Annotated in this window: 18 protein-coding genes; 2 read left to right on the top strand and 16 right to left on the bottom strand. The window is 61.7% G+C overall.

The genetic code is table 11. From position 1 onward, the window contains the following. Positions 1 to 6 precede the first annotated feature (6 nt). From AOZ07_RS19025 to AOZ07_RS04050, 16 genes are all read right to left on the bottom strand, one after another. Entirely contained in the window at positions 7 to 846 is an 840-nt protein-coding gene (locus AOZ07_RS19025) for an FtsB family cell division protein (protein ID WP_236995263.1), read from the bottom strand. 124 nt (positions 847 to 970) lie between these two features. Next, positions 971 to 2,251, bottom strand: coding sequence for a phosphopyruvate hydratase (gene eno / locus AOZ07_RS04120; RefSeq protein ID WP_060700838.1), 1,281 nt, complete (start codon positions 2,249 to 2,251; stop codon positions 971 to 973). A 90-nt stretch (positions 2,252 to 2,341) separates the two neighbouring features. Then, a complete protein-coding gene (locus AOZ07_RS04115; RefSeq protein WP_060700837.1) occupies positions 2,342 to 3,040 on the bottom strand; it encodes a MazG nucleotide pyrophosphohydrolase domain-containing protein in 699 nt (232 codons plus the stop codon). Between the two features lie 108 nt (positions 3,041 to 3,148). Further along, positions 3,149 to 4,351: an adenosine deaminase gene (locus AOZ07_RS04110; protein ID WP_060700836.1), complete on the bottom strand. Its 1,203-nt coding sequence runs from the start codon at positions 4,349 to 4,351 to the stop codon at positions 3,149 to 3,151. A gap of 91 nt (positions 4,352 to 4,442) precedes the next feature. Beyond that, a complete protein-coding gene (locus AOZ07_RS04105) occupies positions 4,443 to 5,117 on the bottom strand; it encodes a DedA family protein (protein WP_060703292.1) in 675 nt (224 codons plus the stop codon). Positions 5,118 to 5,402: 285 nt separating this feature from the next. Then, a complete protein-coding gene (locus AOZ07_RS04100) occupies positions 5,403 to 6,716 on the bottom strand; it encodes a thymidine phosphorylase (RefSeq protein WP_194943792.1) in 1,314 nt (437 codons plus the stop codon). A 43-nt stretch (positions 6,717 to 6,759) separates the two neighbouring features. Beyond that, on the bottom strand, positions 6,760 to 7,170 hold the full coding sequence (locus tag AOZ07_RS04095) for a cytidine deaminase (protein ID WP_060700834.1): 411 nt from the start codon (positions 7,168 to 7,170) through the stop codon (positions 6,760 to 6,762). A 9-nt stretch (positions 7,171 to 7,179) separates the two neighbouring features. After that, a complete protein-coding gene (locus tag AOZ07_RS04090; protein ID WP_236995262.1) occupies positions 7,180 to 8,424 on the bottom strand; it encodes an ABC transporter permease in 1,245 nt (414 codons plus the stop codon). Between the two features lie 23 nt (positions 8,425 to 8,447). Further along, positions 8,448 to 9,659, bottom strand: a complete 1,212-nt coding sequence (locus AOZ07_RS04085; protein WP_060700832.1) for an ABC transporter permease — start codon at positions 9,657 to 9,659, stop codon at positions 8,448 to 8,450. Beyond that, positions 9,656 to 11,257: an ABC transporter ATP-binding protein gene (locus tag AOZ07_RS04080; protein WP_060700831.1), complete on the bottom strand. Its 1,602-nt coding sequence runs from the start codon at positions 11,255 to 11,257 to the stop codon at positions 9,656 to 9,658. Before AOZ07_RS04080 ends, AOZ07_RS04085 begins: the two co-directional genes overlap by 4 nt. A 140-nt stretch (positions 11,258 to 11,397) precedes the next feature. Next, on the bottom strand, positions 11,398 to 12,486 hold the full coding sequence (locus AOZ07_RS04075) for a BMP family lipoprotein (RefSeq protein WP_060700830.1): 1,089 nt from the start codon (positions 12,484 to 12,486) through the stop codon (positions 11,398 to 11,400). A 286-nt stretch (positions 12,487 to 12,772) separates the two neighbouring features. Beyond that, positions 12,773 to 13,969 carry an amidohydrolase gene (locus AOZ07_RS04070; RefSeq protein WP_084793358.1) on the bottom strand — a complete coding sequence of 399 codons (1,197 nt, stop codon included), beginning with the start codon at positions 13,967 to 13,969 and terminating at the stop codon, positions 12,773 to 12,775. A gap of 142 nt (positions 13,970 to 14,111) precedes the next feature. Further along, positions 14,112 to 15,683: a GMC family oxidoreductase gene (locus AOZ07_RS04065; RefSeq protein WP_060700828.1), complete on the bottom strand. Its 1,572-nt coding sequence runs from the start codon at positions 15,681 to 15,683 to the stop codon at positions 14,112 to 14,114. 16 nt (positions 15,684 to 15,699) lie between these two features. Continuing rightward, positions 15,700 to 17,250 carry an aldehyde dehydrogenase family protein gene (locus AOZ07_RS04060; protein WP_084793129.1) on the bottom strand — a complete coding sequence of 517 codons (1,551 nt, stop codon included), beginning with the start codon at positions 17,248 to 17,250 and terminating at the stop codon, positions 15,700 to 15,702. Further along, positions 17,243 to 19,468, bottom strand: coding sequence for a choline BCCT transporter BetT (betT, locus tag AOZ07_RS04055; RefSeq protein ID WP_084793128.1), 2,226 nt, complete (start codon positions 19,466 to 19,468; stop codon positions 17,243 to 17,245). The genes AOZ07_RS04060 and betT overlap by 8 nt, the downstream gene beginning before the upstream one ends. A gap of 160 nt (positions 19,469 to 19,628) precedes the next feature. Further along, the gene (locus AOZ07_RS04050) at positions 19,629 to 20,744 is read right to left on the bottom strand and encodes a mannose-1-phosphate guanylyltransferase (RefSeq protein ID WP_060700827.1); all 1,116 of its coding nucleotides are present in this window, start codon (positions 20,742 to 20,744) and stop codon (positions 19,629 to 19,631) included. Positions 20,745 to 20,990: 246 nt separating this feature from the next. Here AOZ07_RS04050 and sdhC point away from each other — a divergent pair, with 246 nt between their 5' ends. Both sdhC and AOZ07_RS04040 read left to right on the top strand, forming a co-directional pair. Continuing rightward, on the top strand, positions 20,991 to 21,404 hold the full coding sequence (gene sdhC / locus AOZ07_RS04045; protein ID WP_206693663.1) for a succinate dehydrogenase, cytochrome b556 subunit: 414 nt from the start codon (positions 20,991 to 20,993) through the stop codon (positions 21,402 to 21,404). 3 nt (positions 21,405 to 21,407) lie between these two features. Then, positions 21,408 to 21,854, top strand: a complete 447-nt coding sequence (locus tag AOZ07_RS04040) for a succinate dehydrogenase hydrophobic membrane anchor subunit (protein WP_060700825.1) — start codon at positions 21,408 to 21,410, stop codon at positions 21,852 to 21,854. The last annotated feature ends 12 nt before the right edge of the window (positions 21,855 to 21,866 follow it).

Here is a 21,866-nt window from a genome sequence, read left to right as displayed (position 1 = left end):
AAGTGGTTAGTCAGTGGCAGAACGCCGGACCGAGTCAAGCAATGCATCGACCCATGGAAGCTCTTGGCGCACCTCGAAGGTGCTGCCGTTGGCTTCGGTGTCCGTCTCGTTTTCTTTCGGCCGGTCGCCGACGACCATGTATAGCTTTTCGCCAGGCATGACCAAGTTTATCCGCTCGCGCGCTTGCTGCTTGATGTACAGCGGGTCATCCCAGCGGGCAATCTCGGCCTTCAAATCGTCGCGCTGCGCTTCCAGGGAATCGATGGAGGCGTGGAGCTCGTTGAGCTCGGCCATCTGGGTCCGGTAGTAATTCACCGTTGGCACCAGCATCACGGCGAAGAATGCGAGCACCACGATCAGCGCGGCAATGCGGCCGGAAAAACGGTGTGCGGCTACCGGTTCGCCCTCGGGCGTCGGCTTGCTCTCAACCGGTTTTTCCCCTGGCTTGCGGCGTACGGCAGCGGAGAATTTCATCCGGTCATCACGGCGCCGCTCGTTCTGCTTCTCCTTGGCCCGCTCGCGCAGCGGCACCTTGGGCTTGGCAGCATAATTGCCCGCAAATTTTTTTGGCTCACGTGACGAATCTGACGCCCGGCGTGCCTGCGCTGAGGCTCCCGGCGCGGTGCGCGGCGCAGTTTTCTGCGCGCTGCCGGCAGGCTTGGGGCGCGGCACTGAAGGAGCCTTCTTGGCTGGGGGTTGCGGTGCCACTACGTGCAATGCGTCGGTGGGCGGATCTGCAACTGTTCCTGGATCGGTATATTCGGACTGGTCAACAGGGTTATTCTGAGACAGTTCTTCCGGATCCGGAGTATTACGCCGAGGCATGCGTGGTGGTCGCTGTGCCATACTCCCCCAATTCCCCATAAAGCTCTACGCGCTGTGCTGCCGTGGAAACGGCGCATATGTCCATTAAATAACGAAAAGCTCGCCGGTATCCACTACCGACGAGCTTATTCGCTACAACTGGTAATTAGCTGTTGAAACGCGGGAAAGCGTCGCGACCAGCGTAAACCGCCGAAGCGCCCAGGTCTTCCTCGATGCGCAGCAGCTGGTTGTACTTGGCTACGCGCTCGGAGCGAGCTGGAGCACCGGTCTTGATCTGGCCAGCGTTGGTTGCCACGCAGATGTCGGCAATGGTGACATCTTCGGTTTCACCCGAACGGTGCGAGGTGATGGTGGTGTAGCCAGCGCGCTGGGCCATGGTCACAGCGTCGATGGTCTCGGTCAGCGAACCGATCTGGTTGACCTTCACCAGCAGCGAGTTGGCGGTGCCCTTGGCGATGCCGTCGGCAAGGCGCTCCGGGTTGGTCACGAACAGGTCGTCGCCGACCAGCTGGACCTTGTCGCCGATGGCGTCGGTCAGGGTCTTCCAGCCGTCCCAGTCGTTTTCGTCCAGTGGATCCTCGATGGAGACCAGCGGGAAGTCGGCAACCAGGGCAGCGTAGTAGTCGCTCATTTCCTGGGCGGACAGTGCCTTGCCTTCGAACTGGTATGCGCCGTTCTCGAAGAATTCAGAGGAAGCAACGTCCAGAGCCAGTGCGATGTCTTCACCCGGGGTGTAGCCAGCGCGCTTGATGGCTTCGGTGATCAGTTCCAGTGCTGCACGGTTGCTCGGCAGGTTTGGAGCGAAGCCGCCCTCGTCGCCCAGGCCGGTGGACAGGCCCTTTTCCTTCAGCACGGACTTGAGGTTGTGGTACACCTCAACGCCCCAGCGCAGGCCCTCGGAGAAGGTCTCGGCGCCCAGTGGGGCGATCATGAATTCCTGGATGTCGACATCCGAGTCGGCGTGCGAGCCGCCGTTGAGGATGTTCATCAGCGGCACTGGCAGCACGTGGGCGTTCGGGCCGCCCAGGTACTTGTACAGCGGCAAGTTGGAGCTCACGGCTGCGGCGTTGGCCACGGCCAGCGAAACACCGAGGATGGCGTTTGCGCCCAGCTTGGACTTGTTGCTGGTGCCGTCCAGGTCAAGCATGGCCTGGTCGATAGCGCGCTGGTCGGTGGCGTCCAGGCCTTCGAGCTCGTCGGCGATCTCGTCGATCACGGACTCCACGGCTCCAAGCACACCCTTGCCAAGGTAACGGTCCTTGTCGCCGTCGCGACGCTCAACTGCTTCGAACTGGCCGGTGGAAGCACCGGATGGAACTGCTGCGCGGCCGTGCGATCCGTCAGATAGCAGGACCTCAACCTCAACGGTTGGGTTACCGCGGGAATCAAGAATTTCGCGCGCGTGAATGGCGTCAATCAATGCCATGAGTATGGACTCCTTGTAGAAAGGGGTGGTCTAGGGGAAGGTCCGCCAGCGGTGCTGAAAAGACCGTCGGCGCCTTTGCCAGTCTCTAGCCTAGCGCTTCGAAGGTGATTTAGGCGATATCGTTGCAGTGAATTCCGAGCCGTACTGTTTCGACAAGGTTGCGCGCAAAACAGATTCTGCATCTAATCCCAGCTCTTCTGCCCGTGCAGAGACCTCCAAGAGGGCAGCAGCCAAGCTCTGTTCATCGGTAATTTTCGTACGGGTTGCCTCGGAAACTTGATGGCCCCCGGCCTTATCAGAGCCGTCTCTGGCGTGGCGGTCCAGCAGCTTCTGGGCCAAGGCCAGGGCCGGCAGGCCCGCAGGCAGCCCGGCATTTTTGCGTGGCTGCGGCTTGCCTTGGCGCTCGGCCTGCTTGGCCGCATCCCAGACCCGGATAATTTCCTCAACGTCCGTGATGATCTCTTCGCGCACCACGCCTTCTTCGTCAAAAATGTGCCGGTTTCGCCTCAGCAGCTTTTCATTCAGCGTCTGCGAAACATCGTCAAGATCGAAGTGTCCCTGCTCGGCTGCAATCAGCGCATGCAGCAGGATTTGGAAGTACAGGTCCCCGAGTTCCTCCTTGAGCAGCTGGGGATTCTGTTCGGAGATCGCGTCCAGAACCTCATAGCTTTCCTCGATCAGGTAGGTCCGCAGGGATTCATGGGTCAGGGCCTGGGTCCAGGCGCATTTATCACGCAGGATCCTCACCGTAGTGATCAGCTGCTGGGTCTGCGTTGAGTTCTGCGCCATGCTCCCATGCTAGCGAAGGCGGAGCCAGGCTCGGCGCAAACGCAGCTGAAGGCCGATTCCCCTTGGGGAACCGGCCTTCAGCTGCTTGCAGCCTGGCTGCGCGGAGAACTAGTCGGCGACGTTTTCGTATTCGTCTTCTTCGTAGTCCTCGTCGTCGTCATCGTCGAGCAGGTTGTCGTAGTAGTCGTTGATGTATTCAACAAGCAGCTCGCGCATTTCCAGCGGAACGAAAGCGGCTTCAGCCGCGTTCAGCGTCAGGTCCAGCAGGTCTTCCAGGTCATAGTCGAAAGCTTCGACCAGCAGCTCGAATTCCTCGGACAGGCTGGTGCCGGACATCAGCCGATTATCTGGCGAAATGGTGACGTTGAATCCGGTCTGGACCAGCAGGTCAATCGGGTGATTGCGGATGCCTTCGCCAAATTTGGCGGTGGCACCGGTCTGCAGGTTGGAGGACGGGCAGACTTCCAGCGGGATGCCGCGTTCGCGCACCCAGTTGGCCACGGGGCCCAGGGAAACCAAGCCGGTGTCGTCGCTGAGTTCTTCACCGTTTTCGTCGATGGCGCCGAACTCGATCTCGATATCTTCGGCAACACGCACGCCGTGGCCCAGGCGCTGGGCACGGCCGACCAGGATTGCGTCCTTGATCGATGCCAGTCCAGCGGCCTCGCCGGCGTGGACAGTTGTCGGGAAGAGGTTTTCGGCCAGCAGGTCGAAGGCTTCCTTCATATTCGATGGCGGGAAGCCATCTTCCGGTCCGGCAATGTCGAAAGCTACGACGCCGTGGCCGCGGTGGCGCAATGCCAGCTTGGCGATTTCCACGCCCTGATCGGATTGGCGCATGGCGCTGAGCACCTGGCCGACCTGCATTGGATGGCCTTCGCTGTTCAGCTGCTCGCAGGCCTGGTCAAGGCCTTCCTGGACTGCGTCAACGACGTCGTCCAGGCTCAAGCCTTCGCGGCGATGCTGTTCCGGGGCGTAGCGGACTTCACCGTAGATCACGCCGTCTTCAGCGAGGTCCTCGACAAATTCGCGGGCAACGCGGATCAGCGCTTCGCGGGTTTGCATCACCGCGAGGGTGTGCTCAAAAGTTTCCAGGTAGCGTGGCAATGAGCCTGAATCTGCAGATTCACGGAACCAGTCGCCCAAAGCCTCGGCTTCGGTCTCGGGCAGCTCGTGGCCAATTTCGGCTGCCAGGTCGATGATCGTTTGAGGGCGCAGTCCACCGTCAAGGTGGTCATGTAGCGAAACTTTAGGCAGATCCCGGAAGTCGAACTCGGGATCGTAGTCAGGATGAATCAATTCTTCAGTCACACCACTGAGCCTAGTCGCAATCCCGCGGAACTGACAGCTCCAGGAGGTAAAGATCTGCGAGCCACAATGTGACCCTGCTCAATACCGCAGGTTAACTCTCGTCGGTGCTTGGCGGCACCGTCTCGCGTGCTTCCTGCGCTGCGCGTTGCGCGGCCTTCTCAACGCGCACGTGGTAGCGATTCAGCGCCCAGCTGACGATTCGGTCAATGATGAACCCGAGCACCACGGCGATCACAATCGACAGCCCGATGCCCAGCAGCTTGTTGTCATGCATCCAGTTGCCGGCCAGGGCGCCGATGCTCACCGAATAGGCGGCCCACGTCAGCACTCCGATGGTGTCGAAGAGCGTGAAGCGCTTGTGGCTGAATCCGGTGGCGCCGGCGGTGAGGTTCACCGCGACGCGGCCGATCGGAATGTAGCGCGCGGTGAAAATCAGCAGCGCTCCGGAGGTTTCAAGCTTCTTTTCTGCGTAGTGCAGTACTCGTTGCGCCCGTTTGCCGCGCATCCACTTGAATCCGTGCGAACCGATGCTCCGGCCAATGGCGTAGGTGATCTGGTCCCCCAGCAGCGCTCCGGCGGCACCGAGGGCGCCGATCAGGAAGAGGTTCGGCGATCCGGAATGGATGCCTACTGCGGCCAGTGAAACCAGGAAGGATTCGCTGGGCACGATCGGGAAAAATGCGTCAATCAGGCAAAACAGGAACAAGAGAGGCAGCACCCACCATGCGTTGGCTGCCTGCGTAATGGCCTCGTTAACTAGTTCCATGTGGACTTGCATCTTCTTTCCCCAAAGCGCGTAGCGCGCTGCCTGTCCAACCATTTTCGCTCGAGCAGCTGCAGGGGCGCATCCTACTGATGTGGCAATGTGGACTTCTTTCTACCCCGACCTAGGTAGGAGCTAATCTTCCAACGATTGAACCGGGCCAGATGGTTCCCGGGGCATGTCTTGCGGACCTTGTTGCTTGTCCGGTTTCCTTCGCTTTCCAGGGCGGCAAATGCGAAAAGAACCGGGTCACCAGTGGTGATTCCCGGTTCTTCCCTGGAATATCAGTTACGAAGCGGCGATGCGATCGAGGATCAAGCGCATGTCCGGGCGGTCGTGCTCGGAGCCGATCATGATGGCCCGCTCTGCCAGTTCGATGGCGCGCGGCAGCTTGTCCGGGGTATCGGTCAGCAAGGTGGCGATCGGTTGGCCACGGCGCACCAAGGCGCCCGGCTTGACGTGCAGGCGCACTCCGGCTCCGGCCTGGACACTGTCTTCCTTGCGGGCCCGTCCTGCTCCCAGGGTCCAGGCCGCCAGCCCGATATCCATGGCATCCAGCTTGATCAGCACGCCTTCAGCTTCAGCCACTACGGTATGCGATTCCTTGGCCACCGGCAGCTTGGCATCCGGGTCGCCGCCCTGGGCGGCGATCATGGCCCGCCAGCTGTCCATGGCCCGGCCGTTCTTCAGCGCTGCACGCACATCAACGCCGTGAACACCAGCGCCAGCCAGCATTTCAATGGCCAGGGCCACGGTCAGATCGACAACGTCCTCGGGTCCGCCACCGGCGAGCACCTCCACCGATTCCTCGACCTCGATGGCGTTGCCAGCGGTCAGGCCCAGTGGCGTTTCCATATTGGTCAGCAGGGCGACAGTGTTCACCCCGGCATCGGTGCCGAGGTTCACCATGGTCTCGGCCAGTTCCCTGGCCATGGCTTCGTCCTTCATGAACGCCCCGGAGCCCACCTTCACGTCAAGCACCAGGCTGCCGGTGCCTTCGGCAATCTTCTTGCTCATGATCGAGGAGGCAATCAGCGGGATGGCCTCCACCGTGGCGGTGACATCGCGCAGCGCATAGAGCTTCTTGTCCGCCGGTGCCAGCCCGGCACCGGCCGCGCAGATGACCGCGCCGACTGAGGAGAGCTGCGAGAAGAGTTCTTCGTTGGACAGGTTGGCCCGCCATCCGGGGATGGCCTCCAGCTTGTCCAGGGTGCCGCCGGTGTGGCCCAAGCCGCGGCCGGACAGCTGTGGCACCGCAACACCGAAGCTGGCCACCAGCGGGGCCAGCGGCAAGGTGATCTTGTCCCCCACGCCTCCGGTGGAATGCTTATCGGTGGTCGCCAGCTTCTGGCCCGACGGGTTGGCCAGGGTGGAGAAGTCCATGCGTTCGCCGGAATTGATCATCGCGGTGGTCCATCGCGAAATCTCGCTGCGGTTCATGCCCTGGAAGTAGATCGCCATATTCAGCGCGGACATCTGCTCTTCGGCAATGACTCCGCGGGTATAGGCGTCGATGGTCCAGTCGATCATCTCGTTGCCCAGTTCCGCGCCGTCGCGCTTGGCACGTATGACTTCCACTGCGCTGAATTGTTCGGTAGCCATTAGCGGCACCATCCGTTCTGCTTGTGGCCGGTGATCGCCGGCACTAGGCGTTGAGGTTTTGCGGCCCGAAAGCGTCAGGCAAAAGGTCTTCGATGCCGACGATTCCACGGGCGGTCTTGATCAACAGGTTGGCTCCGCGGTGCTCGAAGAGGATCTGTCGGCAGCGCCCGCACGGGGTGATCAGTTCCAATTCCCCCTCGGCGAGCTGGCCGAAGCACAGGAAGTACTCCAGGGTTCCGCCGCCGGTGGCGAATAGCTGGCCGATCATGGAGCATTCGGCACAAAGGGTGACGCCGTAGGCGGCGTTTTCGACATTGCAGCCGGAAATCATGCGGCCGTCGCTGGTCTGGGCTGCAGACCCTACACGGAACGTCGAGTAGGGTGCGTAGGCCTGAGACAGCGCGGCCGCAGCCGCAGCTTCAAGCTGCGACCACGGCGCGGTGTTGGCAGTCATCTGTACCGGTTATTCCTTCACGTAGGGTTCGCCCGCAGCTGCCGGCCCGCGGGAGCGCCCCACGAGTCCAGCCACCGCGAAGATGGTCACCAGGTACGGCATCATGGCCATGAACTGGCTCGGCACGGGGGTGCCGATGATGGTCAGGATGACCTGCAGGTTATCGGCAAAGCCGAAGAGCAGGGCAGCCAGGAAGGCGCCAATCGGGTTCCAGCGCCCGAAGATCACCGCGGCCAAGGCGATGAAGCCGCGGCCGCCGGAGATCTCCTTGGTGAAGGAGTCGATGGCCACCAGGGTGAAGAAGGAGCCGCCGATGCCTGCCACGATGCCGCCGAGGGTGACATTCCAGAAGCGGGTGCGGTTGACCTTGATGCCCAGGGTGTCGGCAGCCTTGGGGTGCTCGCCCACGGCACGCACCCGCAGGCCCCATTTGGTCTTGAACAGCCCGAACCAGACGATGAACACCGCCAGGTACATCAGGTAGCCGATGACCGACTGCTTGAACAGGATCGGTCCGATCACCGGAATGGCTGAGAGCAGGGGAATCTCGATAACCGGCAGGTGCACCGGCGAGTTGAAGAGCTCGGGATCTTCCTGCATCACGGTGGTGAACAGGAATCCGGTGATTCCGGAGACCAGCACGTTGAGCACCACGCCGACAATGATCTGGTTGACCACGTACTTGATGGAGAACAGCGCCAGCACCAGGGAGACCAGGGCGCCGGCAATGCCGGCGGCGATCAGGCCCAGGAACGCGTTCTTGGTCAAGGAGGAAACCAGTGCCGCGGTGAACGCGCCGCCCAGCAGCTGGCCTTCGATGGCGATGTTGACCACGCCGGCTCGTTCGCAGAGCACGCCCGAGAGGGAGCCGAACACCAGCGGGACAGCCAGCACCACGGCACCAGCGAGCAGGCTGGCCAGGGAAATGGTGCTGATATCGGCGCCGGAGACCACCCAGATCAGGAAGGAGAGCACAAAGAGGACTGCGGCGATGGCAACCATCCAGGTCGCCAGGGTTTGGCCCTTTTTGCGCTGCATCCAGGAGTAGGCAGCGATGCCCACAAGCAGCAGTCCGATCACGATGTTGCTGGCCCTGCCCGGGAACACCAGTTCCGGCAGCTCAAAAGCATCGCCGGAGCTGTTCAGCTGGAAGTGCGCGCTTTCGCTGTTGCCCAGCAGGCCGAAGCACAAGAAGACGATGACGGCGATCGCCGAAAGGATGATCGAGGTCTTCTTGCTAGGCAATACGCTCATTGCCGGTTGCAAGGTGGAAGAGGTCACTTGGCACCTGCCTGGGTAGTTTCTAGCTTGGGGCTGCGCTTTTTCTTCTTGCGGTTCATGCCGAAGATCGCCTTGACCAGTGGTGGAGCGGCGATGAAGAGGACGATCAGCGACTGCACCACCGAAACGATATCGATCGGGGTGCCGGTGGTGATCTGCATGTTCACCGCACCGGCCTGGAAGGCGCCAAAGAGCAAGCCGGCGAAGAAGGTTCCCCATGGGGTGGAACGGCCCAGCAGCGCCACGGTAATCGCGTCGAAGCCCAGGGAACCGGCGATGCCGCTGGTCAGCACCTTCTCGGTGCCGGCCACCTGTGCGACACCGGCGGCGCCGGCCAAGGCGCCAGCCAGGGCCATGGCGATGATGGTGCTGCGGGCGACGTTGATGCCCGCGGTCTGCGCGGCATCGGGGTTATGCCCCACTGCGCGGAATTCAAAGCCCACGGTGGAGCGCTTGAACATCCAGGAAACCAGGATGACCAGCAGGAGGGCCATCACGAAGCCCAGGTGCAGGCGGGAACCGGGGATGGAGGGGAAAACTGCCGTCGAATCCAGGATCGGGGAAATCGGGTTGGTTTCGCCCGGACGGCGGAAGGCCTGGGTGTTCATCAGGAAGTCGATGAAGTACACGGCCACGTAGTTGAACATGATCGTCAGGATCACTTCGTGGGCGCCGGTCTTCGCCTTGAGCAGGCCGACCAGTCCGCCCCAGATGGCGCCGCCGATCAGGCCGAAGACGATGACCAGCAGCAGGTGCAGTCCCAAGGGCAGGTGCCAGGCGAACCCCACGTAGGCGGCCAGTACCGAACCGATGATGATCTGGCCCTGGGCACCGATGTTGAACAGGCCCGCGCGGAAGGCGACGGCCACACCGAGGCCTGCGCAGATCAGCGGGGTGGAGACCGTCAGGGTTTCCAGGAAGGGCTTGAAGCCCTGGGCCGAGTTGTAGATGGCGCCGTTGAACAGCGCCACATAGCTTTCGGTCGCCGCGCGCCATAGCTCGGAGAGGAAGTCGGCAGGACGGGCGAAGAAGTAGCCGGCCGTTTCGGCGACCTTTTCGTCGGTGATGGCAATGAGCAATCCGCCGATCACCAGTGCCACGATCACGCCGAGCACCGAGACCAGTCCCGGGCCCTGGGTGATTTGCTTCAAGAGGTCGTTGCCCGGTTTGCCGGGGTCGGGAATGACCGGTGATTTTTTCTCGCTCACTGGCCTTCTCCTTCCTGGTTTTCGCTGTGCTCGCCAGCCGGTGCTGCTTCCACGGGCTCGTTATCTGACTTGGTAAATTCCGCTTGTTCGGCGGCTTCTTCGGCCGAAACGCCGGCCATCATCAACCCGAGGACTTCGCGCGAGGTATCCCCCGGCACGATCCCGTTGATCCTGCCCTTGTAGAGCACGGCGATGCGGTCGGCCAGCTCCATGACCTCATCGAGCTCGGTGGAAACGATCATTACCGGGGTGCCCTTGTCGCGTTCGGCGACGATGCGGCGGTGCAGGAATTCGATGGACCCCACGTCCACGCCGCGCGTTGGCTGCGAGGCGATGAACAGCTTCAGCTCGCGGCTGAGCTCGCGGGCCATGACGACCTTCTGCTGGTTGCCGCCCGAGAGGCTGGAGGCCGGATTCAGCGCATTGTCGGTGCGCACGTCGAAGTCCTTGATCTGCGCGGCCGCGTTCTTCTTGATGGCATCCAGGTTCATCGAGATGCCCTTGCCGAAGGGCGCGCGGTCGTAGAGGTCCAAGACCAGGTTCTCCTCAATGGAGAATTCGGTGACCAATCCGTGCACCGAGCGGTCTTCCGGAACAAAGCCGACGCCGGTGCGCAGCACCTGCTTGACGGATTTGCCCACCAGTTCTTCGCCGGCCAGCTTGACCGAGCCGCCGGTCACGGCCTGGGTGCCCAGGATGGCTTCGGTCAGTTCGGTCTGGCCGTTGCCCTGCACGCCGGCCACGGCCAGGATCTCGCCTTCGTGGATATCGAAAGTGACCGAGTTCAGCGTGGTCGTGCCTGCATGGTCAACGACCGTCAGGTCCTTGACCTGGAGCACAGCCTCGCCCGGGGTGGCTGGGGCCTTGTTCAGGTTCAGTTCCACGGCGCGGCCCACCATCAGGTTGGCCAGCTCGGTGGTGGAGGATTCCGGGGAGACTGAGTCGATGACTTCGCCGCGGCGGATCACGGTGATCACATCGGAGACGGCGCGCACCTCGCGCAGCTTGTGCGAGATGAAGACGATGGAGGTGCCGTTGGCCTTGAGCTGGCGCATGATTTCGAGAAGCTCGTCGGTCTCCTGCGGGGTCAGCACGGCAGTTGGCTCATCCAGAATCAGGATTTTGGCCTCGCGCACCAGGGCCTTGATGATTTCAACACGCTGCTGCACGCCGACCGGCAGGTCTTCGACAATGGCGTCCGGATCCACGTCAAACCCGTAGCGGTCCGAGATTTCGCGGATCTTCTTGCGCGTGACCTGGAGGTCCAGCACGCCGCCGGCCTTGGTGGTTTCAGCGCCGAGGGCAATATTTTCTGCCACGGTGAAGACCGGGACCAGCATGAAGTGCTGGTGCACCATGCCGATGCCGGCGGCCATGGCGTCGCCCGGACCGGAGAACTCGACGGGGTTTCCATCAAGCAGGATTTCGCCCTCGGTCGGCTGGTACAGACCGTAGAGCACGTTCATAAGCGTGGATTTTCCAGCACCGTTTTCGCCGAGCAGACAGTGGATCTGGGCGTCATCAACCAGCAGGTCGATATTTTTATTGGCGTAGAAAGAACCGAAGGCTTTCGAGATTCCCCGTAGTTCGAGTTTCACGATTCCACCATCTTCATAGTTCGTTGTGCGAGGTAGTTTAGCCCGATAGCCGCTTTGGCCTCTAGGCATTCATAAAGCGCGTCACCGGCCCGCCGGATGCCGGCAGGCGGTGACGCGCTGAATGAAATAGGTGCCAAAGCCTACTTTGGGCTTGCTGCCGATTCGACCTTCAGGTCACCGGAGATGATCTGGGCCTTGAGGGCTTCGATCTCCTTCTTGGTGTCCTCGCCGATGGTCGAGTCGAAATCGTGGAACGGTGCCAGCGCGACACCTTCGTTTTCCAAGGTGCCGACATAAGGAGTAGCGTCGAATTTGCCTTCGGCATCAGCCTTGATGACGTCTTCTACAGCCTTGTCCATGGTCTTGACGACCGAGGTCAGCATGTATTCCTTGTAGTCAGGTGCGGTCAGGAAGCCATCGGAGTCGACCCAGATGAGCTTGGCCTTTTCGCCGCTCTTGTTGGCTTCGGCTACTGCAGCGCCAGCGCCCTTGCCCACTGGACCGGCAACCGGCATGATCACGTCAGCCCCTGCGGAGATGAAGTTCTTGGTGATCTGCTTGCCCTTGTCCTGCTTCTCGAAGTCGCCGGAGAAGGTGCCGTTCTGCTTCTTCTTGTCCCAGCCCAGCAGCTTCACGTTCTCGCCCTTGTCTTCATTGAACTTGGCAACGCCGTCGGCGAAGCCGTCCATGAAGATGGTGACGGTAGGAATCTGGATGCCGCCGAAGGTGGCAACGGTGCCAGTCTCGGAAGCAGCAGCCGCTGCGTAGCCAGCGAGGAAGGCCGCCTGAGCCGTGTCGTAAATGATCGGCTTGACGTTGTCGATGTTCTTCTCGTACTGGTTATCGACGATGGCGAAGTGCGAATCCGGGTTCTTTGCCGCTGCATCAGCAGTAGCGTCGGCCAGCAGGAAGCCCACGGTGACGGTCAGGTTGCAGCTAGCGCCCATCATGCCCTGGAGGTTGGTGGCGAAGTCGGCGTTGGACTTCGACTCTGCTTCCTTGATCGTGATGCCCAAGTCCTTTTCGGCGTTCTTCAGGCCGCGGTACGAAGACTCGTTGAAGGACTGGTCGTCGAATCCACCGGAGTCCGAAACAATGCAACCTACGTAGTCCGGGTATTTGCCAGCTGAGCTGGACTCTTCCGGTGCAGCGCCGCAGGCGCTCAAAGCCAAAGCCGAGATGCCGAGCATGGCCGCTGCCACACCGGTCTTGCGCGATACGAAGCGCATCTATTCCTCCAAAAGTCGTGCGAGATCCTGTGGGAGATAAGACACCAGCTACCGTTGTAGAGCACCTTTGCCTGGGCTTTACGCGAGCACGCCTAAAGTCGTAGCTTCCCCATCGTTTCCATAGCCTATCGGAGATACGTCACAGGTAAAGACGATAAAGATTACAAACGGATAACTAAGCGGCCTCGAAACGGCAAGCGCTTAACGTCAAATCCCAAGTCACTCAAACAATTGAGAAAGTGTCAAAGACTAGTTAAAAAGTTTTGAGTTTACTGTGACCAACACGCTATTTGGCGTTGGCTTCGCGCACGGCCTGCATCGCCGCGGCGGTCATTATACGCACGCCGATGCCAATGCAGGATTCATCTGGCATGTAATCGCCGCGGTGCAGGTCATAGGTCTTCCCGCCCGGAGTTCGCGTGCCCAGGCGCAGCATGGCCCCGGGAACCTTCTGGGTCATCCAGGCAAAATCCTCCCCGCCCATGGACTGCGGGGTCAGCTCGATCGCTTCAGCACCGAACTCGCGACGTGCGGCATCCTCGATCAACGCCGTCTCTGCGGGCGCATTCACGACCGGTGGAACGCCGCGCGTGTGCTGCAGCTTGATTTCCACGCCGTACGGAGCGGCAATCTGGCGCACCACATTATCCAGAAGCTCGCCGGCTTCGTACCAGATATCGCCATCCAGGCAACGCATGGTTCCGGCCAGGTATCCGGTGGCAGGGATCGCGTTGGGCGCGCTGCCGGCATGAATCTGGCCCCACACCACCGAGACCGCCGAGCGCACGTCGACTTTGCGGCCGAGCACTGCGGGAACCTGGGTGGCGATCTGGCTCATCGCAAAAACGATATCTTCGGTCAGGTGCGGCCGGGAGGTATGCCCGCCGTGGCCGTTGACCTCGATGCGGATCGTGTCGCTGGCAGAAGTGATGGCACCGATGCGGGTGCCGATATGCCCGGCGTCGATCCGCGGGTCGCAGTGCAGGGCCAATACCCGGGGCACCTCGTCGAGCAATCCCTGCTCGATGACCGAGAGCGCTCCCCCGGGAAGCTTCTCCTCGGCTGGCTGGAAGATGACGCGTACCCGGCCATTGAGCAAGCCGGCTTCATTGAACCTGCCCAGCGACAGGGCGACTCCCAGCATCACCGTGGTGTGGATGTCGTGGCCGCAGGCGTGGGCCACGCCCTCGACCAGCGAGCAATACTCAAGATCGGTTTCCTCGATGACCGGCAGCGCATCAATGTCGGCGCGGAAGGCGATCCGGATCGGCCCTTCGCCAATGTCCACATAGGCGCCGGTATTGGTCATCTTCTGGGGCGAGAGCCCCGCAGAACGCAGCCTTTCAAGGATGCGCTCGGTTGTCTGGTGTTCCGCGAAGGACAGTTCCGGGTTCCGGTGCAACTCGCGCCGAAAGTCGATCAGCTGACCGATTAACGGCTCGGTGAAGTCGCTGACGGAGGCAACATTGTCATAATCATTCACGGTGGACACCTTTCGAAGATACTCGTCCAACAGCTGCAGATAACAGTTCTTCGTAATGTTTGGCCACAACGCGAAACAGTTCGGAGCACGCAACCGGTGGTGGCCACCGGTTTCCCGATGGCCACCACCATTGTTTTGCGCCCTAGTTTTCGCGGATCAGCTCGGCACAACGCTCGCCGATCATCATCACCGTGATATTCGGGTTCACGGTTACCAGCTCCGGCATCACCGAGGCATCGGCAACACGCAGGCCGCTGACGCCCTTGACCCGCAGCTGCGGATCCAGAGGGCTCATCTCATCGTCCTCGGCGCCCATGCGCACCGAGCCTGCCGGGTGGTAGACGGTGTTGTGGGTGCGGCGCAGGTAATCGAAGATCTCCTCGTCGCTCTGCACATCCTGGCCCGGGAACTGCTCAACGCCGGCCCAGTCAGCCATTGGGGACTGGGCGACGATCTCGCGGGCCTTGCGGATGCCGAAGGTCATCACCCGCTTGTCGTGGCCCTCTGGATCGGTGAAGTAGCGCGGGTCCACCTTCGGCTTGTCGCGGAAGTCGCAACTGCGCAAGCGCACCGTGCCCCGCGACTTCGCATGCGTGACATTCGGAGTCAGGCAGAAGGTGTTCTCGCTGGTCGGGTAGCCCTGGCGCAGGGTATGCATATCGAAGGGCACCGAACCGTAATGCATCATCAGATCCGGGCGATCCAGCCCTTCCTCGGTGGGGGTGAAGATGCCGATTTCCCACCACTGGGTGGAGGATTCCACCATTGGCTTCTTCGCCTCCCACTGGATCACGCCTTCCGGGTGGTCCTGCAGGTGCTCGCCCACGCCCGGGGAGTCGACCAGCACCTCGACGCCGACCTCCTTCAGGTGCTCGGCCGGGCCGATGCCCGAAAGCATCAGCAGCTTCGGCGAATCGATGGCTCCGGCCGAAACGACGACCTCCTTGGCGGCATTCAGGGTCACGGTGCGGCCGAAAGCGCCATCCACTACGTCGACGCCGGTGCAGCGCTTGGACGCATCGAAGTTCAGCTTGCGCGCCTGCAGCCCGGTGAGCAGGAAGAAGTTCTCCCGGCCCTCGATCGGGTGGATGTAGGAGACCGAGGAAGAGGAACGGGTTCCATCTGGCAGGCGGTTGATCTGGAAGAAGTTCGCGCCGTTGATGACCGTCTCGTTGTTGTTGAACTTGGCGCGCGGGATGCCCGCCTGCTGCGCGGCATCCAGGATGGCCACGCCGCAAGGGTCGTTGGCCGGCACGTTCATCAGCTTGACCGGGCCCGAATCGCCGTGGTGCGGCGCCTCCGGCCCGGCATCCTCATTGGTTTCCAGCTTCTTGTACAGGCGGTAGGCCATCTCGGCGTTCCACCCGGTGGCGCCGAATTTCGACTCCCACTCGTCGATGTCCTCGCGCGGAGCCCAGAAGGCGATGCACGAGTTGTGGCTGGAGCAGCCGCCCATGACCTTGGCCCGGGCATGGCGCATGAAGGAGTTGCCGTTTTCCTGCGGCTCGATCGGGTAGTCCCAGTCAAGGCCCGATTCGAGCAGCTCCATCCAGCGGTCGAGCTGCAATACCTCGTCATAGCCGCGGTCGTCCGGACCGGCCTCGACCAGCGCAACGGAAACGGAGGGATCTTCGCTCAATCGCGATGCGACCGCGGCGCCTGCTGAACCGCCGCCAACAATGATGTAATCGAAGTCTTTTTTGTCAATGCTCATTTTTCTCCCTTTCCCGCTACTTCTCGGCAAACCAGCCGGTAACCTGCGGGTTCAGATTCTGGTAGATGTGCTTTGCTTCCTGGTACTCGCCAAGCCCGGTAGGGCCAAGCTCGCGGCCGTTGCCGGACTGGCCAAAGCCTCCCCATTCCGCCTGCGGCAGGTACGGGTGGTAGTCGTTGATCCAGATGGTGCCGTGGCGCAGGCGATTGGCGACGCGCTGGGCCTTGCCGGCGTCCTGGGTCCACACCGCGCCGGCCAAGCCGTAGACGGTGTCGTTGGCAATCTTGATGGCCTCTTCTTCGGTGGTGAAGGTTTCCACCGTCACGGTCGGGCCGAAGGCCTCGTCCTGGGCCACGCTCATGGAACCGGTGACCTGGTCGATCACGGTCGGCAGGTAGAAGTGGCCGGAGCCCAGGCCAGAGCCGTCCTCCTCGGTGGCCTTGCGCCCGCCGCAGCGCACCCGGGCGCCCTCGGCGATGCCGCCCTGCACGTAGGCGTCAACCTTGGCCAGGTGCTCGGCGGAAATCAGCGGACCCGTCTCGGCCTGCTCGTCGAACGGGCCGCCCAGGGTGATCTGCTCGGCCTTGCGCACCAGCGCATCCACGAACTTTTCGGCAATGCTTGCTTCGACCACTAGGCGGGAACCGGCCGAGCAGACCTGGCCCGAATGGACAAACGCGCCGTTCAGGGCGTTGTCCACGGCAGCGTCGAAGTCCGCATCGGCGAAGATCACGTTCGGGTTCTTGCCGCCCAGCTCCAGGGCCACCTTCTTGACCGTCCCGGCGGCCGCCGCGGCGATCTTCCGGCCGGTCACCAGCCCGCCGGTAAAGGACACCAGATCCACCTCCGGGTGCTCCGAAAGCACCGCGCCAGCAGTGGCTCCCGCACCGGTGACCAGGTTGGCCACGCCGTCGGGCAGGCCTTCCTGACGCAGCACATCCATCATGAGCACCGCGGTGGACGGGGTCAGCTCGGCAGGCTTGAGCACGAAGGAGCAGCCAGCAGCCAGCGCCGGGGCGATCTTCCAGGCTGCCTGCAGCAGCGGGTAGTTCCACGGGGTGATCATGGTCGCGACGCCCACCGGCTCGTAGGCGATGCGGCTGAGCACATTGGCGTCATCCGCGTCGACGATCCGCCCGGCATCCTGCCCGGCGAGCCTTCCGAAATACTCGAAGCAGGCGATGATGTCGTCCATGTCGATCCGGGACTCGATAATCCGCTTTCCGCTATCCAGGGTTTCGGCCAGGGCGAACTCCTCCTTGCGCTCGGCCAGCCGGGCCGCGACACGCAGCAGGAAGCGTCCGCGTTCCGGTGCCTGCACCGAGCTCCACACCCCCGAGTCGAAGGATTCGCGCGCCGCCTTGATGGCCCGGATGGAATCCGCTTCAGTCCCCTCGGAGGCCAGGGCAACCTGCTCGCCGTTGGCCGGGCAATGGATGGCCCGGGTTTCCCCGGAAGCCGACGGGCCGAAGCTGCCGCCGATGAAAATGGTCTCCCCGCTGGCCAGCAATTGCGGGTTGGGGCTGCCCTTGAGCTGCACCGAGCCCGAATCGAGAGTATTAGTCATTGAGGTTCTCCTTGATTTTTTCGTCGTCTTCGATTGCAACTAGTTCCTTGTCCAGCTCATCGGAATCCGATGGCGGCTGGATCCGTGGCAGCATGCCGGTGTCAAAATCGCGTTCCCAGTCGGTCTTGGCGCATCCGTCATCGTTGATCTGGCTCTTGGAATCGTGCAGGTTCTGGTGGTGGATGAATTCCATATGCGTCTCGTACTGGTCCAGCACATCGGCGATGACCTGTTCCTGGGACAACGACATCAGGTCGAACCCGTGGCTGCCTTCCTGGTTGAAGGCTTCGAGCCGGAAGTAGACGTCGGCGCTGCTGGAGACGCGGGAATAGGTGGGCAGATCCATGCGCACCGGATAGACCTGGTACTTGAACGGCCGCTGGTCGGCGTGGGTCACGGCGACCAGGTCGATGGAGTTGAGCCTAAGCTCGCCCACCGGCCTGATCTCCAATTCGACCTCAACACCCTGGGCGGCGAATTCGTCATGGACATCGCGCAGGGCCGGCTCGATCACTTCCTGGATGTAGCGGGCGGTCTGCCGGCGTCCTGGATAGACCATCGTGCGCGACAGGCGCTGGCGCCAGTTGCGCTTGTCCCCTGCCGTGCTGCTGCGGCTGGTGAGCATCGCGTGCAGCGACTTGTCGTAGCTGTCGGCCAAGGCGGTCTCGACCCTCAGCGATTTGTACAGGCCCAGCATCACGAATATCAGGACCACGGAGAACGGCAGCCCCATGATCACCGTGGCGCCCTGCAAGGTGGGCACTCCGCCGACCAGCAGCATGGCCAGCGTCAGGATGCCGATGGCCAGGGACCAGAACAGCCGGACCGGCTTGGAGCCATCTGCCTCGGAATCCTTCAGATGCGAGGTGAAGTTCGCCATCACCAGCGCGCCCGAGTCGGCGCTGGTGACGTAGAACAGCAGGCCAGTGAAAGTTGCGATGCCTGCCACCAGCGGCACGGCGGGATACTGCTCGAGCAGCGCGTAGAAGGCGCGTTCCGGGGTGTTCATGGCGATTTCGCCGAATTCGGTGTTGCCGTTGATGATCAGCGCCAGCGCGCTGTTGCCGAAGATGGAGATCCAGATCAGGATGAAGGCCATCGGCACGACCAGCACGCCGGTGACGAACTGGCGGATGGTGCGTCCGCGGGAAATGCGGGCGAGGAACAGGCCGACAAAAGGCGCCCAGGCGATCCACCAGGCCCAGAAGAACAGCGTCCAGCTGTTCAGCCAGGCATCAGGGCGGTCATAGGCGAAGGTATCGAGCGCCATGAACGGGAACTGCGCGAGCATGTCTCCCACGTTGCCCACCAGCGCGTCCATCAGGAATGCGGTATTCCCGGTCACCAGGATGTAGCCCAGCAGGACAATGCACAGCACCACATTCAATTCGGAGAGCCGCCGGATGCCCTTCTCAACACCGGTGAGCACCGAGATCGTGGCCATGACCACCGACAGCCCGATCAGGGCAATCTTCCATGCATTGCTCTCCGGAACGCCGAAGATGAAGTGCAATCCGTAGTTCAGCTGGGCGACGCCGATGCCCAGCGAGGTGGCGATGCCGAAGATCGTTCCCATGACCGCTGCGATATCCACGCCGTGGCCGATGGCGCCGTTGATCTTCTTCCCGAAGATCGGGTACAGGGCCGAGCGGATGCTCAGCGGCATGTTGTGGCGGTAGGCGAAATATCCAAGCGCCATCCCCACCAGCGCGTACAGTCCCCAGCCGATGAGCCCGTAGTGGAACAGCGTCCAGACGAGCGCCTGGCGGGCGGCCTCGGCGGTGGCTCCGTCCCCGCGCGGCGGAGCCAGGTACTGGGTCACCGGTTCGGAAACCGAGAAGAACATCAGGTCGATGCCGATGCCGGCGGCAAAGAGCATCGAGGCCCAGGTGAAGAAGCTGAAGGTCGGACGGGCGTGGTCCGGTCCCAAGCGCGTCTTGCCGACCTTGCTGATGGCTACGAGAATGACAAAAACCAGGACCGAAACGACGACCAGGGTGTAGAACCAGCCCAGATTCTTGCCGACCCAGCCGACTAGGGCGTTGATCGCCAGATCGGCCGATTCCTTGTCGAGTATGGCCCACAGGGCGATGGCCAGCACGCCGGCCGCCGAGCCATAGAAAACTACCTTGTTGATCCGCGTGCGAGGTTCGACTTCATCCGACGAACTCCCCAGCGTCGGCCCACTGCGATCGCTTGACTCGTGTTTGATTGTCATGCCGCTTGACCCTAGCAACGACAACAGATCACATTCAAGGTATTGATATATCAATAATATATGTGCTTCATTTACAGCCATCATTTTTCAAAACAGGAAAATAACAGGTCAAATGCGCATTAGCCACCCGAAGCCTTTGGTGGATCCCGGAAGAAAATTCCTACAAAACGTCTTCGCGACCCTGTTCCTTAAGCCTTTCGACCGTCTGTTTCACCCGCTGCGCGTGCTCTTTTGTGGTCACCAGCAGCGCGTCAGCGGTATCCACCACCACCACGTCCTCGATCCCCACCAGGGCGATGACCCGCGGGCGATCCGAGTAGACCACGCCGGTGGCGTTATCGGCATAGACGCGCACCTGCTTGTCACCGAGGTTGATAATGCCCTCCTCGGCGCTGGCCTTGTTCAGGCGGCCGATCGCGGCGAAATCTCCCACGTCATCCCAGTTGAAGACACCGGGGATCACGGCTACATCGCCGGCAGCAGCGGCAGGCTCCGCCACCGCGTAGTCGATTGCGATCTTCGGCAGCCCTGGCCAGACTTCGCGCATGACCTGATCGCGGCGCCCGGTCTCCCAGGCGTCGGCAATCTTCATCAACCCAGCGTGCAGCTCCGGCTCATTGGATTCGAGGTGCTTGAGCATCAGGCTGACCGGGGCCACAAACATGCCTGCGTTCCAGAAGAAGCCGCCGGAGGCCAGGTACTTGCGCGCGGTATCCTCATCGGGCTTCTCCACGAATTCGACCACGCCGCGCGCGGTCGGCGCATTGGGCACGTCCAGCGGTTCGCCGGTGCGGATGTAGCCGAACCCGGTGGACGGATGGGTGGGGTGAATGCCGATGGTGACGATCTTGCCGGTAGCGGCAGTATGAATCGCTTCGCTCAGCGCAGCCTGGAACACTTCCACCGGCTCGATCACCTGGTCCGCGGCGAAGGACCCCATGATGATGTTGGGGTCGCGGCGGTAGAGGATGGCCGCGGCCAAGCCGATGGCGGCGGCCGAGTCGCGGGGCTCGGGCTCGAGCACCAGATCCTCGTCGCACAGCTCGGGAAGCTGGCTCACCACGGCTCCGCGGTGGGCGCGTCCGGTGACCACCATGATGCGCTCGCCTGCCAACGGCACCAGCCGGTCATAGGTGGCACGGATCAGGGTTGAGCCGGACCCGGTCAGATCGTGCAAAAACTTGGGAGCGGATGCCCTGGACAGGGGCCACAGTCGGGTACCGACACCGCCAGCGGGGATCACGCCGTGGAATCTGGATAATAGGTCTGCATTCACGCATTCCAGACTAATTCATCCGGTGGATAATCCGTTCCATTGAAACTGGGCAACCAGTGGAAATAGGGAAGAAATCCATGCGGTATTACGGGCGAAAATTCAGCATTACAGGGCATTTCCACCGCTATACGGTGAACCTCCTCACAGGAGCTCGACACGAAATAGATTGGAGTGCGCCAAGTGGTTTAGACTCGCACAAGGAACGCTCGCACAAGTGCGTCAAATCTCATTGTGTGCAATATACACATGCGCCGTTGCGAGCCTTGGAGGTTTAGTTCAGTGTCGAAGACTTCGTCAGGCACCCTATACCGCGGCCATGAAGGCATGTGGTCCTGGGTGGGACACCGAGTCACCGGTGTCGTTATTTTTCTCTATCTGCTGGTGCACGTGCTGGACACGGCGATGGTCCGCGTTGATGCCAACGCATACAACGCCATCATCAGCACCTATCAGACCCCGTGGATGGCATTGGGTGAAACCGGTCTGGTTGCAGCAATCCTCTTCCACGCATTCAACGGCCTGCGCTTGATCCTGGTCGACTTCTGGAAGCAGGGCACCAAGTACCAGCGCCAGATGCTCTGGGGCGTATTGATCCTCTGGGTTATCGTCTTCGCGGGCTTCGCCATCCGCCACCTGTCGATCGCATTTGGGAGCCACTAAGCCATGAGCGTTTCTATTCCTGCTCCGCGCAGCCAGCGCATTGATCCTAAGTACAACCGCGGCCCCAAGTCCCGCGGCAGCTTCGAAATGCTGGCCTGGCTGTTCATGCGCCTGTCCGGTGTTGTGCTGATCGTCCTGATCTTCGGCCACCTCTTCGCAAACCTCATGGTCGGAGAAGGCATCTCCGGCATCAGCTTCGGCTTTGTCGCCGGCAAGTGGGCCTCGCCAATCTGGCAGTTCTGGGATCTGGCCCTGTTGTGGCTGGCCATGCTGCACGGCACCAACGGCGTGCGCACCATCATCAACGACTACGCAGAGAAGCACGCAACCCGCGCTTGGCTCAAGGGCATCCTGTATGTCGCAACGATCTTCATCATCGTGCTCGGTTCCCTGGTGATCTTCACCTTCGATCCTTGCGTAGCTGGCAGCCAGCTGCAGCAGTGCTTGTGAAACTCCCCCGTT

This window comes from Glutamicibacter halophytocola, from assembly GCF_001302565.1.
GTDB classification, from domain to species: Bacteria; Actinomycetota; Actinomycetes; order Actinomycetales; family Micrococcaceae; genus Glutamicibacter; species Glutamicibacter halophytocola.
Note: the sequence above shows the minus strand (reverse complement) of the source record. Positions and strands in the feature narration are given on the sequence as shown.

Excerpts from the sequence above, each read along its gene's own strand:
- AOZ07_RS19025 (WP_236995263.1), bottom strand. The coding sequence starts at position 846 with ATGGCACAGCGACCACCACGCATGCCTCGGCGTAATACTCCGGATCCG.
- eno (WP_060700838.1), bottom strand. The coding sequence starts at position 2,251 with ATGGCATTGATTGACGCCATTCACGCGCGCGAAATTCTTGATTCCCGC.
- AOZ07_RS04115 (WP_060700837.1), bottom strand. The coding sequence starts at position 3,040 with ATGGCGCAGAACTCAACGCAGACCCAGCAGCTGATCACTACGGTGAGG.
- AOZ07_RS04105 (WP_060703292.1), bottom strand. The coding sequence starts at position 5,117 with ATGGAACTAGTTAACGAGGCCATTACGCAGGCAGCCAACGCATGGTGG.
- AOZ07_RS04100 (WP_194943792.1), bottom strand. The coding sequence starts at position 6,716 with ATGGCTACCGAACAATTCAGCGCAGTGGAAGTCATACGTGCCAAGCGC.
- AOZ07_RS04095 (WP_060700834.1), bottom strand. The coding sequence starts at position 7,170 with ATGACTGCCAACACCGCGCCGTGGTCGCAGCTTGAAGCTGCGGCTGCG.
- AOZ07_RS04090 (WP_236995262.1), bottom strand. The coding sequence starts at position 8,424 with ATGAGCGTATTGCCTAGCAAGAAGACCTCGATCATCCTTTCGGCGATC.
- AOZ07_RS04075 (WP_060700830.1), bottom strand. The coding sequence starts at position 12,486 with ATGCGCTTCGTATCGCGCAAGACCGGTGTGGCAGCGGCCATGCTCGGC.
- AOZ07_RS04065 (WP_060700828.1), bottom strand. The coding sequence starts at position 15,683 with ATGAGCATTGACAAAAAAGACTTCGATTACATCATTGTTGGCGGCGGT.
- AOZ07_RS04060 (WP_084793129.1), bottom strand. The coding sequence starts at position 17,250 with ATGACTAATACTCTCGATTCGGGCTCGGTGCAGCTCAAGGGCAGCCCC.
- betT (WP_084793128.1), bottom strand. The coding sequence starts at position 19,468 with ATGACAATCAAACACGAGTCAAGCGATCGCAGTGGGCCGACGCTGGGG.
- sdhC (WP_206693663.1), top strand. The coding sequence starts at position 20,991 with ATGCGCCGTTGCGAGCCTTGGAGGTTTAGTTCAGTGTCGAAGACTTCG.
- AOZ07_RS04040 (WP_060700825.1), top strand. The coding sequence starts at position 21,408 with ATGAGCGTTTCTATTCCTGCTCCGCGCAGCCAGCGCATTGATCCTAAG.